This is a genomic window from Yokenella regensburgei (genome assembly GCF_051486985.1).
In the GTDB taxonomy this organism is placed as follows: Bacteria; Pseudomonadota; Gammaproteobacteria; order Enterobacterales; family Enterobacteriaceae; genus CBFFRJ01.
Window position 1 is genome coordinate 23,525 of sequence record NZ_JAHVDV010000021.1, and the last position, 14,594, is coordinate 38,118.

General features: G+C 55.0%; 16 protein-coding genes, 1 pseudogene and 1 other annotated feature. Of the genes and pseudogenes, 8 read left to right on the plus strand and 9 right to left on the minus strand.

Translation table 11 applies throughout. The features are described 5' to 3' along the window. Window positions 1-88 precede the first annotated feature (88 nt). On the plus strand, window positions 89-994 hold the full coding sequence (locus tag KXR87_RS15100) for an EamA family transporter (protein WP_437433052.1): 906 nt from the start codon (window positions 89-91) through the stop codon (window positions 992-994). Between the two features lie 135 nt (window positions 995-1,129). Here the strand turns inward: KXR87_RS15100 and nepI are convergent, their stop codons facing one another. From nepI to ivbL, 5 genes are all read right to left on the minus strand, one after another. After that, a complete protein-coding gene (nepI, locus tag KXR87_RS15105; RefSeq protein WP_437433053.1) occupies window positions 1,130-2,311 on the minus strand; it encodes a purine ribonucleoside efflux pump NepI in 1,182 nt (393 codons plus the stop codon). Window positions 2,312-2,420: 109 nt separating this feature from the next. After that, window positions 2,421-2,873 carry a DUF1198 domain-containing protein gene (locus KXR87_RS15110; RefSeq protein ID WP_437433054.1) on the minus strand — a complete coding sequence of 151 codons (453 nt, stop codon included), beginning with the start codon at window positions 2,871-2,873 and terminating at the stop codon, window positions 2,421-2,423. Window positions 2,874-3,049: 176 nt separating this feature from the next. Then, complete coding sequence (gene ilvN / locus KXR87_RS15115; protein WP_437433055.1) at window positions 3,050-3,340, minus strand: acetolactate synthase small subunit; 291 nt, start codon at window positions 3,338-3,340, stop codon at window positions 3,050-3,052. A 3-nt stretch (window positions 3,341-3,343) separates the two neighbouring features. Beyond that, complete coding sequence (ilvB, locus tag KXR87_RS15120; RefSeq protein WP_437433056.1) at window positions 3,344-5,029, minus strand: acetolactate synthase large subunit; 1,686 nt, start codon at window positions 5,027-5,029, stop codon at window positions 3,344-3,346. 104 nt (window positions 5,030-5,133) lie between these two features. Then, window positions 5,134-5,232, minus strand: a complete 99-nt coding sequence (gene ivbL / locus KXR87_RS15125) for an ilvB operon leader peptide IvbL (RefSeq protein WP_103281084.1) — start codon at window positions 5,230-5,232, stop codon at window positions 5,134-5,136. Between the two features lie 458 nt (window positions 5,233-5,690). Between ivbL and KXR87_RS15130 the strand changes: the two are divergent. The 4 genes and pseudogenes from KXR87_RS15130 to emrD all read left to right on the plus strand — a co-directional run. Beyond that, window positions 5,691-5,762, plus strand: a pseudogene (locus KXR87_RS15130) (hypothetical protein); the annotation flags it as partial. Continuing rightward, window positions 5,759-5,848, plus strand: a complete 90-nt coding sequence (tisB, locus tag KXR87_RS15135; protein ID WP_437433057.1) for a type I toxin-antitoxin system toxin TisB — start codon at window positions 5,759-5,761, stop codon at window positions 5,846-5,848. The pseudogene KXR87_RS15130 and the gene tisB, both read left to right, overlap by 4 nt. A 140-nt stretch (window positions 5,849-5,988) precedes the next feature. Continuing rightward, window positions 5,989-6,822 (plus strand): EamA family transporter, encoded by an 834-nt coding sequence (locus KXR87_RS15140; protein WP_437433058.1) that lies wholly within the window; start codon window positions 5,989-5,991, stop codon window positions 6,820-6,822. A gap of 176 nt (window positions 6,823-6,998) precedes the next feature. After that, the gene (emrD, locus tag KXR87_RS15145) at window positions 6,999-8,183 is read left to right on the plus strand and encodes a multidrug efflux MFS transporter EmrD (protein ID WP_437433059.1); all 1,185 of its coding nucleotides are present in this window, start codon (window positions 6,999-7,001) and stop codon (window positions 8,181-8,183) included. On the opposite strand, the gene KXR87_RS15150 is transcribed toward emrD, so the two are convergent. Beyond that, complete coding sequence (locus KXR87_RS15150; protein WP_437433060.1) at window positions 8,086-9,174, minus strand: cellulase family glycosylhydrolase; 1,089 nt, start codon at window positions 9,172-9,174, stop codon at window positions 8,086-8,088. The two genes, emrD and KXR87_RS15150, sit on opposite strands and share 98 nt — an antisense overlap. 193 nt (window positions 9,175-9,367) lie before the next feature. Between KXR87_RS15150 and dsdA the strand changes: the two genes are divergently transcribed. Together dsdA and KXR87_RS15160 are read left to right on the plus strand one after the other, a co-directional pair. Continuing rightward, window positions 9,368-10,699, plus strand: a complete 1,332-nt coding sequence (gene dsdA, locus KXR87_RS15155; protein ID WP_437433061.1) for a D-serine ammonia-lyase — start codon at window positions 9,368-9,370, stop codon at window positions 10,697-10,699. A 73-nt stretch (window positions 10,700-10,772) separates the two neighbouring features. Then, the gene (locus KXR87_RS15160) at window positions 10,773-11,219 is read left to right on the plus strand and encodes a hypothetical protein (RefSeq protein WP_437433111.1); all 447 of its coding nucleotides are present in this window, start codon (window positions 10,773-10,775) and stop codon (window positions 11,217-11,219) included. A gap of 5 nt (window positions 11,220-11,224) precedes the next feature. Here KXR87_RS15160 and KXR87_RS15165 read toward each other — a convergent pair whose 3' ends face one another. From KXR87_RS15165 to ibpA, 3 genes are all read right to left on the minus strand, one after another. Continuing rightward, on the minus strand, window positions 11,225-12,886 hold the full coding sequence (locus KXR87_RS15165; RefSeq protein WP_437433062.1) for a putative transporter: 1,662 nt from the start codon (window positions 12,884-12,886) through the stop codon (window positions 11,225-11,227). 125 nt (window positions 12,887-13,011) lie between these two features. Next, the gene (gene ibpB, locus KXR87_RS15170) at window positions 13,012-13,440 is read right to left on the minus strand and encodes a small heat shock chaperone IbpB (protein ID WP_437433063.1); all 429 of its coding nucleotides are present in this window, start codon (window positions 13,438-13,440) and stop codon (window positions 13,012-13,014) included. A 101-nt stretch (window positions 13,441-13,541) separates the two neighbouring features. Then, window positions 13,542-13,955 (minus strand): small heat shock chaperone IbpA, encoded by a 414-nt coding sequence (gene ibpA, locus KXR87_RS15175; RefSeq protein ID WP_437433064.1) that lies wholly within the window; start codon window positions 13,953-13,955, stop codon window positions 13,542-13,544. Continuing rightward, window positions 13,949-14,024: a sequence feature (ROSE (Repression Of Heat Shock gene Expression) occurs in the 5'-region of heat shock genes and acts as an RNA thermometer to modulate expression.), on the minus strand. It overlaps the preceding gene by 7 nt. A 236-nt stretch (window positions 14,025-14,260) precedes the next feature. On the opposite strand from ibpA, the gene KXR87_RS15180 reads away from it, so the two are divergent. Beyond that, on the plus strand, window positions 14,261-14,593 hold the full coding sequence (locus KXR87_RS15180) for a YceK/YidQ family lipoprotein (RefSeq protein WP_437433065.1): 333 nt from the start codon (window positions 14,261-14,263) through the stop codon (window positions 14,591-14,593). The last annotated feature ends 1 nt before the right edge of the window (window position 14,594 follow it).

The window sequence follows — 14,594 nt, forward strand, 5'->3', positions numbered from 1 at the left end:
AAGCCAGCACAGATGCAACCCCGATCACAATCTGCTTATGCTATGATGCGCGGCTTAATAATAAGCAATCAGCATGGCAGGACTGAAAATGGGTTCCACAAAAAAAGGGATGCTTTACGTACTGGTAGCCGCCGTTTTATGGGGTAGTTCAGGCGTATGTGCGCAGTACATCATGGAGAGAAGTCATATTGATGCCCCCTGGCTGACGATGGTACGTCTGCTCTCTGGCGGCATGGTGCTGCTTATCCTTTCGTTCTTTAACGGCGATAAAATCTTCTCGATTGTTAAAAACCGCAAAGACACCCTGAGCCTGCTCTTTTTCTCGCTGTTTGGCGCGCTGATCGTACAGCTGACCTTCCTGGTCACTATCGAAAAATCTAACGCCGCCACCGCGACCGTGCTGCAATTTCTTTCCCCGACTATCATCGTGATGTGGTTTGCGCTGGTGCGTAAAACCCGGCCCAGCCTGCTGGTTACGGCGGCCATTGGCACCTCGCTGCTGGGTACGTTTTTACTGGTCACGCATGGTAATCCGACTACGCTTGCCGTCTCCACGCAGGCCCTTATCTGGGGTATTGCTTCGGCTTTTTCAGCCGCACTTTATACTACCTACCCCTCAGCGCTGATTGCCCGCTACGGTACGCTGCCGATTGTGGGTTGGAGTATGTTTCTGGCGGGGATGATGATGACGCCGTTCTATGCCGGACGTGGCAATGACTTTGTCATTGATGGCAATCTGGTGATGGCCTTCTTCTACCTGGTGATGATCGGCACTGCCCTGACCTTTAGCCTGTATCTGAAGGGGGCGCAGATGATAGGCGGCTCACGCGCCAGCATTCTGAGCTGTGCCGAACCGCTCAGTAGCGCCCTGCTGTCGGTGGTCCTGCTGGGTATCGCGTTCACCCTGCCGGACTGGCTGGGCACCTTGCTGATTGTTTCGTCCGTGCTGCTGATTTCACTCGATTCGAGAAAGCGCGTTCAGGTTTCTGCCTGAGTTAATCAGAGCGGCATTTTCCCCTCCCCCTGGCCCTCTCCCCAAAGGGGCGAGGGGACTTTCCGTACTCGTATTATTTTTTGGGGTTTCCTCAGCTCTCAGGGTGAGGGCGTCGTCCGTGCTCGCAGCAGAATCTCACTTCACCTTCACTTTGCTCGCCACCAGTAGCGCAGTGAGCAGCATCAGCGAACCTGCCAGCACCAGCGGTGACAGTAACCCCAGGTTATCCAGCGCATACCCACCCACAGCGGCACCACAGGTATTGGCCAGCTGAATCACCGCCACCTGAATTGACCCGGCTTTTTCAGCCTGGTCTGCGAGCGAGCGGGTGATCCACGTCGACCAGCCAACCGGAATCAGCGCAAACGCCAGCCCCCAGACAATGGCTATGCCGGATGCGACAACCTTATCGCTCCCCCACAGAATCAGCACCAGGGCGCTTATCGCCAGAACCAGAGGGGCGCAGGCCAGCGCCAGCTTCACCGAGCGCTTCAGTATATGTGACGAAAACGAGGTGCCCACAAAACTGGCGATACCAAAGCTAAGCAGCACCAGCGTCAGGCCGTCGACGTCGAAGCCAGCCATGTTCATATAAACCGGGCGAATATAGGTAAAGAAGGAGAACTGCCCGGCGAAGGCCATAAAGATGGCGATCATGCCGGCAAACACCCCAGGGCGTTTAAGCAGGCCGAACATATTCTGATGATGTTCCGTCTGCCCCGGCATCGACGGCAACGCCTTCCATACCCAGGCAATGCACAACACCCCCATCAGGGCAGCGCCATTGAACACATGACGCCAGCCGATAATGCCGCCAAGAAAGCTGCCGAGCGGCGCGGCAATCACCAGCGCTATCGATACGGCGCCAAAAATCACCGACAACGCTTTCGGGATGGTGCGCGCAGGCACCAGCCTTAACGTCAGCGAGGCGGACATCGCCCAGAAGCCCCCCAGAGCCAGCCCCAGCAGAGCACGTCCTGTCAGCATCAATGAAAAGTTACTGGCGAACGAGACCAGCAGGCAGGAGAGGGTCAGCAGAATGGAAAAGGCAATCACCACGTAGCGCCTGTCTGTTTTGCCAATAATGTTGGTGATAAACAGACTGGCAAACATAGCGACAAACGCCGTAACGCTTACCGACTGTCCGGCCACCCCTTCAGAAACCCCCAAATCCTGGGCCATTGGCGTGAGCAGGCTGACCGGAAGAAACTCCACGGTAATCAGGCAGGCGACGCAAAACGCTACGGCAAAAACCGCCGACCAGTTGGGGCGGGTGACGCCATTGCTTATGGGCTGCGTAGCGGATGTCTCAATCATTTTTTTGTTACCTGCCGTGGTTTTTGCGTGAAAGTCGCGCAGTGTAACAAACAAAGATGTGATTCATTTAACAGTTTGGCAACTTTTTTGCCGCTTTGCGCAAAAGAGATCAGTGCAGCCAGTGAACCCCTTCTTCGGTGACAAACAGGGTGTTATAGCGCATCTGAAAAGCGTTGAGCTCTGATGTATCAGGATCAAGTTCACGCAGAAAACCCAGCGCAAGTCGGATTTGCGCATCCGTAATCGGGGCGGCCAGGCGGGCTTTTTGCAATAAACGATGCCAGTACTGAAGGTGGCGTTCGCTGCCATCGACGATAAATACCTCCCAGATGAAGAGTACCTGAGCGGCATTTTGCAGATGGGCTTCGTCCGGGCGCGCCAGGTAACGAATGAACTCGCTGCCTGGCGTTTTGCCCATCTGGTCGATCATGGTTTCTACCGGCACGGGCGTGATGGAAAGCCGTTCACTCAGGCGGCGGATTGCCCTGCGCGGCTCAGAGGTTAACACTCTGAATCCAATAATAAAAACAACAATCAGGGTCGCAAGCGTCAACCAAATCATGAAAACTCCTGTGAACTTTTACGGGACATCATAAAAGTAAATCAGGCAAAAAGGACAGCCTTAACCGCAGGTCAGGGATTTTATCGTTGAATGAAAATCGGGCAGAGGAGTGAGGTGAACGGGTGCGCTCATAAAAAGGCCCGGTCAGACCGGGCCAGGGAGGTGAAGTCGGTACTTTATTCGAAGAAGACCGCCAGTTTATTGAACATGCCCGGCGAAGACTGATTGCGTACCACCTGAACCACATCTTCCAGCTTTTCAATCTGACTGATCATCTGCTGTAAGCGCTGGTCGTCATTCACCAGCAGCCAGATTCGGCTCTGTTCACTCTCTTTAATCGGTAAACAGAGAATACCTTCGACGTTGAAAGCGCGACGGGCAAACAGGCCGCACACGTGGGTCATGACACCCGGATGGTTACGCACGGTGAGTTCAAGAATGACGTTGTCAGAATTTGTCTGTTGCATGGCTTATTCCCCCACCATTTCAGTATTTGCCGCACCCGGCGGCACCATCGGATACACTTTTTCATGCGCGTCGATGCGCACATGGATGAGCGCCGGGCCGGGGCGCGAAATGATAGCCTGCAACGCCGCATGCGGGTCGGCCTCGGCGTTCAGATCACAGCTGTGCAGGCCAAAACCGGCGGCAATCTGCATAAAGTTGATCATCCCCGGATAGGTCGCCGCAAAGACGCCCTGCTTATAGAACAGACTCTGCTGCTGATGCACCAGCCCCAGCGCTTCGTTGTTCATCAGGATGATTTTCACATCCAGATTGTTCTCGGCGGCGGTCGCCATCTCCTGAATGTTCATCATCAGGCTGCCGTCCCCGGAGAAGCAGATCACTTTACGGTCCGGGTTAGCCAGCGCCGCGCCAATAGCCGCGGGCAGACCAAAGCCCATGGTGCCCAGGCCGCCGGAGGTCAGCCACTGGCGTGGGCGGTTCAGCGGATAGGCCTGCGCGGTCCACATCTGGTGCTGACCGACGTCGGTAGAAATAATGGCGCTGTCGTCAACACAGGCGGCAACAGCGTTGATCAGCCCATAGTGGCTGAGCGGATCGCCCGCCTGCGGAATGGCAGACGGGAACTCCTGCTGCAACTGGCTGACGGTATTGCGCCAGTCGTCACGCGGCTGGGCTTCAATCTGCGGCAGTAACTGCGCAACCACTTCACCGACATCCCCCTGAATGGCGATATGCGGCTGTTTGATTTTGCCGAACTCGGCGCGGTCGATGTCCACGTGAATGATTTTGGCGTTAGGGCAGAACTGTTCGGTTTTGCCAATCGCCCGGTCATCAAAACGTGCGCCCATAACAATCAGCAAATCAGACTCTTGCAGAATAAAGTTGGTACTACGTGCGCCGTGCATCCCCAGCATCCCCAGCGACAGCGAGTGTGCTTTTGGCAGCACGCCCAGCGCCATTAAGGTCATGGTGGTCGGCAGATTCGCTTTTTCTGCAAGGGCCCGCACCGCTTCGGGTGAATTGATGACGCCCCCACCCAGGTAGAGCACCGGGCGTTTTGCCGCGTTGATCATCGCCGCCGCCTCTTGTACGCGCTGCGGTTCGAATTCCGGGGCGGGTGCTTTCTCGCCAGGTTCAGGCAGCTCGCTCAGTTCGATAGTGGCAGTCTGAACATCTTTAGGAATATCTATCCACACCGGGCCAGGACGGCCGGACTGTGCGATACGGAAAGCATCGCTTACCACCTGCGGCAGCTCGCTGATGTCGCGGACCAGGTAGTTGTGTTTTGTGATGGGGATAGAGATACCGTAAGTGTCGACTTCCTGGAATGCATCGGTGCCAATCATCGAGGCCGGCACCTGGCCTGTAATGCAAATCAGGGGGATGGAGTCCAGGCGCGCATCAGCAATGGCGGTTACCAGGTTGGTGGCACCCGGTCCGCTACAGGCGATACAGACGCCCGGTTTGCCCTGAGTACGGGCCATGCCCTGCGCGATAAACCCGGCGCCTTGCTCATGACGCGCCAGAACGTGGCGGATTTGCGTGCTCTGGCTTAACGCATCGTATAAAGGGAGAACCGTGCCGCCGGGAATGCCGGTGACCGTAGTGATCCCCTGACGTTCCAGTAAATGAACGATCAGCTGCGCGCCGGTAAAGCGTGTTGTAGAAGTTGTGCCCGAACTTGCCATGCTCCAGTCCTTTTCTTCTGGGCCGACTTTCCGGGCTGGTTAAAACAGAAAACCCCGCCCGGTTTGCGCCGGCGGGGTTTTGGAATCGTGTGTTGTTCCAGTCCCTACGGCGCGTTGCCGACGACCACCACCACACGCACGACGACCACCGCGGCGTTGTGCGCGGTTTTTAGTAGGTTCATCGTCATAGTGGAAGCGTTCATTTAGGAACTCGTGTCTGAATGATTAACAGGATTTATACAACCACAGGAAACCCTTTTGAACAACCGGTTTTTATGGCCCGCAAAGAAAGTGGGCTACCGGTCACATTTCATCTGTCAGTTCATGAAAACAAAAAACCCCGCCGGAGCGAGGTTTTTAGCCAGGTTTTCGCGGGTGGTAACCGCAAAGCACACTGTGTTACGTCAACAGTGAAACTATACGATTAATTCATCTTGTACGCAATTTCAGCGCGCAATTCAGGCAGTCTGAGTATGTGACAGGATAGAAATTTCGTCCAGAAATAACTGTAAATATATACAGTGATTATTTATACTGATATTGCTTTTCACAGTGTGAATAAGGGGCCGCGTTGATACCGGCGCATATCAAGTCCTGGCTGAAACGGGTGGTGCCGTCAGTGCCTTAACCCCTTGAGAGCACACTGTGTTACGCCAACAAAACGGCTGGTAACAGGCAGCGGAAAGGTACGTCAGCCGGTCGTGCTCCTTTTGCCAAAAGGAGAAGCGTATGAGCAACATGGATATGACTGTTCTTATCCTGAAACTCATTGTTGCGTTGTTGCAACTGCTTGATGCCGTCCTGAAGTTCCTGCAGTAATTCAGGTTCAAGTCGCACCGAAGGGGGGCAGGAAACTGCCCCCCTTTAATAACCTCCCCTGTCGGTGGTGTTACAGGAAAGCCTGGCGGTCAGAGACATTCGTGTTACATTTTTATGACGTTCAACGCGAATCTTTCCCTATGACCCTCACGGTTTTTTGCATCTTACTGTTCGCTGCACTGCTTCACGCCAGCTGGAATGCCATCGTTAAAGCGGGCAGTGATAAGCTCTACGCCGCCATCAGCGTGAGCGGCTCCGCCGCCGTAATAGCGCTCGTGATGCTCCCTTTCGCCCCCCAGCCGGCGTTCGCCAGCGTACCCTACCTGGCAGTGTCCTGCGTGTTACAGGTGGTGTACACAGTACTCGTCGCCCGGACTTATCAGGTCTCTGACATGAGCCAGACCTATCCGCTCATGCGCGGTACAGCACCGCTGCTGGTGGCGATGGTGAGTGTGATTTTTCTCGGCGACTCCCTTTCGCTTCAGGCCTGGTCGGGCATTGCGGTCATCTGCCTCTCAATTCTCGGTATGGCCTGCAACGGTCGTCATCGATCGCGGCAGGGCATCTGGCTGGCACTGCTCAATGCCTGCTTTATTGCCGGGTATACGCTGGTCGACGGCACCGGGTTCCGCCTCTCGGGTACTGCGCTGGGCTATACCCTCTGGACGTTTTTCCTGAACGGATTTTGTCTGCTGCTCTGGGCAATGACAACGCGCCGCCAGGCGGTATCACGCTACCTGTTGACGCACTGGAAGATGGGCGTGCCGGGGGGTATTGGTACAATGGGCTCCTACGGGCTGGCATTGTGGGCAATGACTCAGGCTCCGCTGGCGGTGGTGGCTGCGCTGCGCGAAACCTCAATCCTGTTTGGGGCATTCATTGCCTTCGTGCTGCTTAAAGAGAAGGTCTCCGCCCTGCGAATAGTTGCAGCCTGCGGCATTGCGCTGGGTGCGATACTGCTGCGTCTGTCCTGATAGCAGACTGGCAATAAATCTTGCCGAAAATCGTTTACAAAACCTGCCTGTTTCGTATGCCGCTTTATTGCCGCCCGTCTTGTCTTGTCACATTACCGTGGTAGATTCCTCTCGAATTTCACGGTTATGGCAGCAGTCTCTCCTTTAACATCTACTTTTTACCATGTAATCGACGAATGAAAAGAGAACGTAATGTCAGTTTGCTTCTGATGCTGGTACTGCTGGTGGCAGTCGGGCAGATGACGCAAACCATTTATATCCCGGCCATTGCTGGCATGGCGCAGGATCTGAACGTGCGTGAAGGCGCGATGCAAAGCGTAATGGCCGCCTATCTGCTCACCTACGGCGTGTCACAACTGTTTTATGGCCCGCTGGCCGATCGCGCGGGACGCCGTCCGGCCATTCTGTTTGGCATGAGCATTTTTATGCTGGCTACGCTCGTGGCCCTCTTCACCCAAAGCCTGACGGTGCTCATCATCGCCAGCGCCTTTCAGGGAATGGGCACCGGCGTGGGTGGTGTCATGGCACGTACACTGCCACGCGACCTCTATTCCGGCACTGAGCTACGCCACGCCAACAGCCTGTTAAATATGGGGATTCTGGTCAGTCCGCTGCTGGCTCCGCTGATCGGCGGCCTGCTGACTACGGTGTGGAACTGGCGTGCCTGTTACCTCTTTTTACTCCTTCTCTGCGCGGGTATTACCTGGAGCATGGCGCGCTGGATGCCGGAAACCCGCCCTACTGGCACCCTGAACATGAGCATCATAGCGCGCTATAAAACCTTGCTCGGCAACGGCATGTTCAGCGGTTATCTGCTGATGCTGATTGGTGGCCTGGCAGGTATTGCAGTGTTTGAAGCCTGCTCCGGGGTGTTGATGGGCTCGGTGCTGGGGCTGTCCAGTATGGCTGTCAGTGTGTTGTTTATTCTGCCCATTCCCGCTGCCTTTTTTGGCGCCTGGTTTGCTGGTCGGCAAAACAAGCGCTTCTCAACGCTGATGTGGCAGGCCGTCGGCAGTTGCCTGCTGGCAGGCGTGATGATGTGGATACCCGGCTGGCTGGGGATAATGAACCTCTGGACATTATTGCTGCCCGCCGCACTCTTTTTCTTTGGCGCGGGCATGCTTTTCCCCCTTGCTACCAGCGGCGCAATGGAGCCTTTCCCGTTCCTCGCAGGCACCGCTGGTGCGCTGGTCGGCGGGCTGCAAAATATGGGCTCCGGCGGGCTGGCATGGCTCTCGGCAAAATTGCCGCAGACCAGCCAGTTTAGTCTCGGGATGCTGATGACGCTCGCGGGGCTGCTGATTCTGCTGAGCTGGCTGCCGCTGGCGATGCGCCAGGGGCAGCATGAGCAGACAGTTTAGTGTTGCGATGGCCCGGCTTAACGTCGGGCGCTTCACACGTCGGGGCGATCATCAGCTTTAATAACGGCTCCGTAGTAGGGCGCCAGTCCCCCTCTTCACCGTCATAAAACTGGGTATCAGCGTTGATTGCATAGGGAATATGCGCTCTGTTGAGTTCACAGGCCATAAAGGTTGCGAAGGCGATTTGCGATTCAGCGGGGGCATTTTTAATGGTCTCACCCACCGACCAGCCGCCCACCCAGCTGGCATGCCCCGTTTTTTGCTGCCAGCGAACCGCGGTATTAATACGCTGGCGGATAGCCGCTTTCTCTGCCGCTGTGCCCGAGGTCCACGGGTATTTTCCGTTATTCTTCTGCGGCCCCCAGGGAAAAATATGCCATTCAGCCAACAGATAGTTCTGGCTGTGCGGCGGCAGTTTCAGGGTATTAAGCTCCTCCGGTGCGGCACGCAGGCGTGGGGCAATAAAAATCATCCGCTGCGGGTTTATCTCATGCACGGTTCTGATGATGTTTTCATACGCCCGGCCGAGGACCGCCTGATCACGGTTAAGTTTATCCGCCGGGTCATAAATCAGGTCAAACCCCAACTGTGGATGTTCGTTACCAAACCAGGTAGCAACCGTCTTCCACCATGCCACCAGCTGGGCTTCGTTTTTTACACTGGGGTCCGCTTTGAAAGCGTCCGCCTGATAGGAAATGATGGGGATCAGGCCATTTTGCTCACAGGCTTCAACCAGCTTACGTAAATGGATTAATCGTGCTTCGGTCAGGGTATCCGCGACGCGAATGCGGACATGACGGATCCCTTCTGCATAGAAGTCACGGGCCACCAGCGGGTCGAACTCCCGAATGCCGCGATCGGTCCGCGCCCAGTCCACATCCAGGCCCACCCCCAACTCACGGGCATAACGCGCCGCCGCAGGCAGCGTATCGGCAGCAAACGCAGAAAGCCCGGACAGGAGCAGAGCAACAGTTAACAGAGGTTTAAACACGATTGACCTTGCCAAAATCAGTGGTGATGAGATGTATTTAACATGCTTTTAAGCCAGAGGTGCAGCATGAAAGCGTAAAAATTCACTGCCCGATGGTCATCGGTGAGGATATCAGTCACCCCCTGTTGTTAACAGTGGCATTCCGGGTAAAAATCGCCGAAGGTAGGGTTTTCACTTTCGCCTGGCAGACACCATGAATCACGACGATATTGAACGCCTCATCGCCCGTTTCCCGCTGGTTTCCTCTTTGCAACGATTACAGGAAATCCTCTGGTTTAATCCTGGCACCACCTCTCTTGCACAGGGCCTGCCTTACGTAGGGCTGACGGAGCAGGACGTTAACGCGGCCCACGCCAGACTGGACCGTTTCGCCCCTTATCTGGCGAAGGCGTTCCCGGAAACGGCGGCCACCGGTGGGATTATTGAATCCGAGGTAATCGCCATTCCACGAATGCAGAAGCGGCTGGAAAAGGAGTACGGGAAACCTGTCAGCGGGGAGATGCTGCTGAAAAAAGACAGCCACCTGCCCATTTCCGGCTCGATTAAAGCGCGTGGTGGCATTTATGAGGTACTGGCTCACGCAGAAAAGCTGGCGCTTGAAGCAGGACTGCTCAGCACAGAAGCGGACTACAGCGTGCTGCTCTCTCCTGAATTCAAACGGTTCTTTAGTCAGTACAGCATTGCCGTTGGTTCAACCGGCAACCTGGGGCTGTCGATTGGCATCATGAGCGCCTGTATTGGCTTTAAGGTGACGGTGCACATGTCCGCTGACGCCCGCGCATGGAAAAAGGCCAAACTACGCAGCCACGGCGTGACGGTGGTGGAGTACGAAGAGGATTACGGCGTAGCGGTTGAGCAGGGACGTAAAGCGGCGGAGTCCGACCCCAACTGCTTTTTCATTGATGATGAGAATTCCCGCACCCTGTTTCTCGGTTATGCCGTTGCCGGGCAGCGTCTGAAAGCGCAATTTGAACAGCAGGGCCGCATGGTGGATGCGTCTCATCCGCTGTTTGTTTACCTGCCGTGCGGGGTCGGTGGTGGCCCCGGCGGCGTCGCCTTTGGCCTGAAACTGGCCTTTGGCGACCATGTACATTGCTTCTTCGCCGAACCGACTCATTCGCCCTGTATGCTGCTCGGGATTTACACCGGTCTGCACGATAACATCGCTGTTCAGGATATTGGTATTGATAACCTTACCGCAGCGGACGGCCTCGCGGTTGGTCGGGCATCGGGCTTTGTTGGCCGTGCAATGGAGCGGCTGCTGGACGGCATTTATACGCTCGATGATCAGACGATGTACAATCTGCTCGCGTTACTGGCGCAGGAAGAGGGAATTCTGCTTGAGCCGTCGGCGCTTGCCGGAATGCCGGGGCCGCTGCATGTAAGTGCCAGCGATGAATATCATCAATTGCAAGGCTTAACGACAGAACAGATGGCGAAGGCCACACACCTGGTCTGGGCGACCGGTGGCGGCATGGTGCCGCAGGCAGAGATGGCGCAGTACCTGGCCAAAGGTGAGGGATAACGGTTTTGCCGCACTTGCTCTTCCTGGTGCTACTATCAGAACAGAAACAAACAGCGACATGGAGTTTTGCGTAATGGTCATACAGAATAAGTTTGGTTCACTTGGCCTGTTTTTGGGTGTCATTGCATTATTGATGGGCCTTATCCACTCTTCGATGGGTCCTTTTTCCAGCCCCGTCCCCACCGTAGAAAAAGTCATTGCTGAAAAAATCACAGCCGTGAAAAAAGGGATTGTTGCCGGGTTAAAAGGCGAAGAGCCGCAGACCTACACCGTCGTGAATAAGCCTGCGGATATTGACAAGATAGTAGATAATACGGGTCTCGTTATGGCCGTTATGGCGCTGCTTTGCGCGTTTATTGCAGGCATTCGCAAAGAGAATCGCTGGGGGATCTATGGCGCCCTCTGTTTCGGCGGCGGCACCCTTGCGTTTCATGCCCTGTTGTTCGGCATCGGTGTGGTTTTTACGATTCTCCTCATCCTCGCCATCATCGCCTTTTTCACAGGAACTTCTCCCTTCTGATGTAGCTAACCCATTCCCCAGAACAGTACCGCCAGCAGTTGCGGCGTGATAATGCGCAGAAACATGACCAGCGGGTAGACGGTAGCGTAGGAGAGTGCGGCAGCGCCGCTGGTGGCATGTAAGCCGTTCGCGAATGCCAGAGCTGGCGGATCGGTCATCGATCCGGCCAGCATGCCGCACAGCGTGAGATAGTTCATTTTACCCAGCAGGCGCGCCAGTATACCGACGGTTAATAGCGGGATGGCGGTGATAAAGATGCCATAGCACATCCAGTTCACGCCGTCGCCGTGAGTGAGCGTGGCGATAAAACCACCGCCTGACTTCAGCCCCACGACCGCCAGAAAGAGCACAATACCGAGCTCCCGTAGCGCGAGGTTTGCGCTCGGCGGCATAAACCAGTAAAGCTTGCCGATGCTGCCAATACGCCCAAGGATCAGCGCCATGATAAGCGGCCCCCCCGCCAGGCCGAGCTTCAGCGCCACCGGGAACCCCGGGACAAAGAGCGGAATCGACCCCAGCAAAACGCCAAGGCCAATGCCGATAAATACGGGTAGCATTTGTACCTGCTGAAGCTTGTGCTGCGCGTTGCCGAGCTCGGACGCAACCGCGTCGATGGCCGCCTGCCGTCCCACCAGATTGAGAATATCGCCAAACTGCAGACTGGCGTCACTGCTCGCCACCAGCTCTACCCCGGCGCGGTTAAGGCGGGAGATCACCACATCGTAACGCTCTTTAACGTGCAGATCGCGAATGCGTTTGCCGAGCACCTTTTCATTAGTGACCACAATGCGTTCGACGCGCAAATCCGTACCGCGTGTTGAAAGTGAGGTTTCCACTTCCTGGCCCATCACCAGCTGCGCGCTGTGCAGGTCTTTCGGTAATCCCACCAGATGCAACAAGTCACCTAACTGAATGAGCGTGCCGGGAGAAGGCACCATCAGCGTTTCATTCCGTTTCAGGCGCGAACAGATAATCTTGTCGCTGTTGAGCATGGGCACGTCCTGAATCGCCATGTTATTCAGATTCGGGTTTTCGACGCGAATGTTGATGGTTTTGATCAGGGCGTTACCGTTGCTGGTGCCAGCATCGTGCTGTTCGGCTTCGCGCTCTACGTTGACCCGAAAGCCCACGCGCAATAGCCACATGGTGAGTAAAATCCCACAAATACCAAAGGGGTAGGCCATCGCGTAGCTCATCCCCATCTGATCGAGGATAGTGGTCGGCGTCCCGAGGTCGTGAAGGATTTGCTGCCCGGCACCCAGCGCCGGCGTATTGGTCACGGCACCGGAGAAGATGCCGAGGATCACCGGTAGCGGGATGTTAAAGAGTTTATGCAGGATGGCGGTTACCAGCCCACCGAGGATAACAATCAGGATGGCGAACAGGTTCAGGCGCAGCCCCGAGACGCGCAGCGAAGCAAAAAAGCCCGGCCCCACCTGAATACCAATGGTGTAGACAAAGAGGATGAGGCCGAACTCCTGAATGAAGTGCAGCATCGGACTACTGAGCGTCACGCCCGCCTGGTCAACAAAGTGGCCGACGATAATCCCGCCAAACAGGACACCGCCTATCCCGAACCCCACGCCACGAATTTTGATATTGCCTATCCATAATCCCACTACCGCGACCAGAGCCAGTACGCTTACAGTTAACGCTATATCACTCATAAGAATTCCCTGTGAATAACATTGTAAACACAAGGGATTCTCTCAGAGCTGCCGCGGGATGTATGGGCTATGGCGCACAAAAAAGCCCCGCGAGGCGGGGCTTAAGAGGATAAGTTCTGCTATGACTAGCTATTTAACGCAGGACGCTCACTGATGGCGATACGCTGCGGGGCAATGGCTTCCGGTACGTTACGGGTCAGGTCGATATGTAGCAAGCCGTTGTTAAAGGTCGCCCCGGAAACTTCCATATGTTCGGCCAACGTAAAGCTCAGGGTGAAAGGCTGAATCACCAGCCCCTGATGCAACCATTTTGGCTCGTTCGCCGGTTTTTCGGGCGTCCCTTTAATCACCAGACGCGTACCTTCAAGCTGGATATCCAGATCCTGCTGGCTAAAGCCGGCCAGCGCCAGGGTAATGCGATAGTGATTATCATCGCCTTTTTCAATGTTGTAAGGCGGGAATGATTGTTGCTCAGCGGTGTTTTGCAGGGCGTTCGCCAGTTTGTCAAAGCCGATCCACTGACGCAGTAATGGGGATAAATCATAGTTACGCATAGTCTGTTTCTCCTTCTGAGAAGCGAGTAAGGTCCTGCAAGCCTTGCGGCTCGCATCTGCTCCCTGACGGCGAGCAAAGTAATTTACGAAGATTCTGTCGCTTAGTTGATTTCGATACGGCGCGGTTTGTTCGCTTCAGGAATAACCCGCTCAAGATCTACATACAGCAGGCCATTGACCAGGTTCGCGCCTTTTACATGGATGTTTTCGGCGAGCTGGAATTTGCGCTCAAAGTTGCGCTCGGCAATGCCCTGGTACAGATAAGTGCGCTCTTTCTGCTCGGCGGCATGTGCGCCTTTAACGATAAGCAGATTGTCCTGAGCAGTGATTTCCAGTTCGCTTTCTGCGAAACCGGCAACCGCAATCGCGATGCGATAGTTGTTTTCGTCAACCAGTTCAACGTTGTACGGGGGGTAGCCGCCGTTACTTTGGCTCTGATTATTTTCCAGCAGATTGAACAGACGGTCGAAACCAATAGCAGAACGATAAAGCGGGGAAAGGTCGAAGTTACGCATAAATAAAAGCTCCTGAAATCAGCGAGATAATCAATTGCCTTCCATAATGGACAGGCTGCTGTAGCGCAACACCCTTGCGGCGTGTCTCCGGCTACACTCTTAAAGTAGGGTTGAGGATCGATTTTTCAAGGGTCAAATTCTGACTTTTTTTTGCAGTTTCGCACGCTTTGCATAGACTGGAATCACAGCACAAAATGCCAAATTGCGATGGCCGCCACAGAGCGAGCCCCGAAGTCTGTTTTTCTCTGCAGGGTAGCTACAATGCCTGAAGCAGTCCTCATACTGCACATAACTATGATTAACTTATGATGAAAAAAATTCTGATAGTTTCAACGTTACTTAGCGGATTGGTGAGTGTCAGCGGATGCTCCAGTGTCATGTCGCACACCGGTGGTAAAGAGGGTGTTTACCCTGGAATGAAAGCAAGTTCGACGATGCTCTCAGATGATGACACCCATATCGGCATGAAATCCCTGGTGGTTCTGGATATGCCCTTCACGGCGGTAATGGATACCCTTCTGCTGCCGTGGGACATGTACCGCACCGACAGCTCCATAAAATCACGCGTTGAAAAAAGCGAGCATGACAGCCTGGCGACGAATAACGTCATTCCGCCAGCACCAATGCCCGCGCCCTGAT

Coding starts and splice junctions, on each gene's coding strand:
- KXR87_RS15110 (WP_437433054.1), bottom strand. CDS start 2,873: ATGATTTGGTTGACGCTTGCGACCCTGATTGTTGTTTTTATTATTGGA.
- tisB (WP_437433057.1), top strand. CDS start 5,759: ATGAGCAACATGGATATGACTGTTCTTATCCTGAAACTCATTGTTGCG.
- dsdA (WP_437433061.1), top strand. CDS start 9,368: ATGAATCACGACGATATTGAACGCCTCATCGCCCGTTTCCCGCTGGTT.
- ibpB (WP_437433063.1), bottom strand. CDS start 13,440: ATGCGTAACTATGATTTATCCCCATTACTGCGTCAGTGGATCGGCTTT.
- KXR87_RS15140 (WP_437433058.1), top strand. CDS start 5,989: ATGACCCTCACGGTTTTTTGCATCTTACTGTTCGCTGCACTGCTTCAC.
- emrD (WP_437433059.1), top strand. CDS start 6,999: ATGAAAAGAGAACGTAATGTCAGTTTGCTTCTGATGCTGGTACTGCTG.
- ilvN (WP_437433055.1), bottom strand. CDS start 3,340: ATGCAACAGACAAATTCTGACAACGTCATTCTTGAACTCACCGTGCGT.
- KXR87_RS15160 (WP_437433111.1), top strand. CDS start 10,773: ATGGTCATACAGAATAAGTTTGGTTCACTTGGCCTGTTTTTGGGTGTC.
- ibpA (WP_437433064.1), bottom strand. CDS start 13,955: ATGCGTAACTTCGACCTTTCCCCGCTTTATCGTTCTGCTATTGGTTTC.
- KXR87_RS15165 (WP_437433062.1), bottom strand. CDS start 12,886: ATGAGTGATATAGCGTTAACTGTAAGCGTACTGGCTCTGGTCGCGGTA.
- nepI (WP_437433053.1), bottom strand. CDS start 2,311: ATGATTGAGACATCCGCTACGCAGCCCATAAGCAATGGCGTCACCCGC.
- KXR87_RS15100 (WP_437433052.1), top strand. CDS start 89: ATGGGTTCCACAAAAAAAGGGATGCTTTACGTACTGGTAGCCGCCGTT.
- KXR87_RS15180 (WP_437433065.1), top strand. CDS start 14,261: ATGATGAAAAAAATTCTGATAGTTTCAACGTTACTTAGCGGATTGGTG.
- ivbL (WP_103281084.1), bottom strand. CDS start 5,232: ATGAACGCTTCCACTATGACGATGAACCTACTAAAAACCGCGCACAAC.
- ilvB (WP_437433056.1), bottom strand. CDS start 5,029: ATGGCAAGTTCGGGCACAACTTCTACAACACGCTTTACCGGCGCGCAG.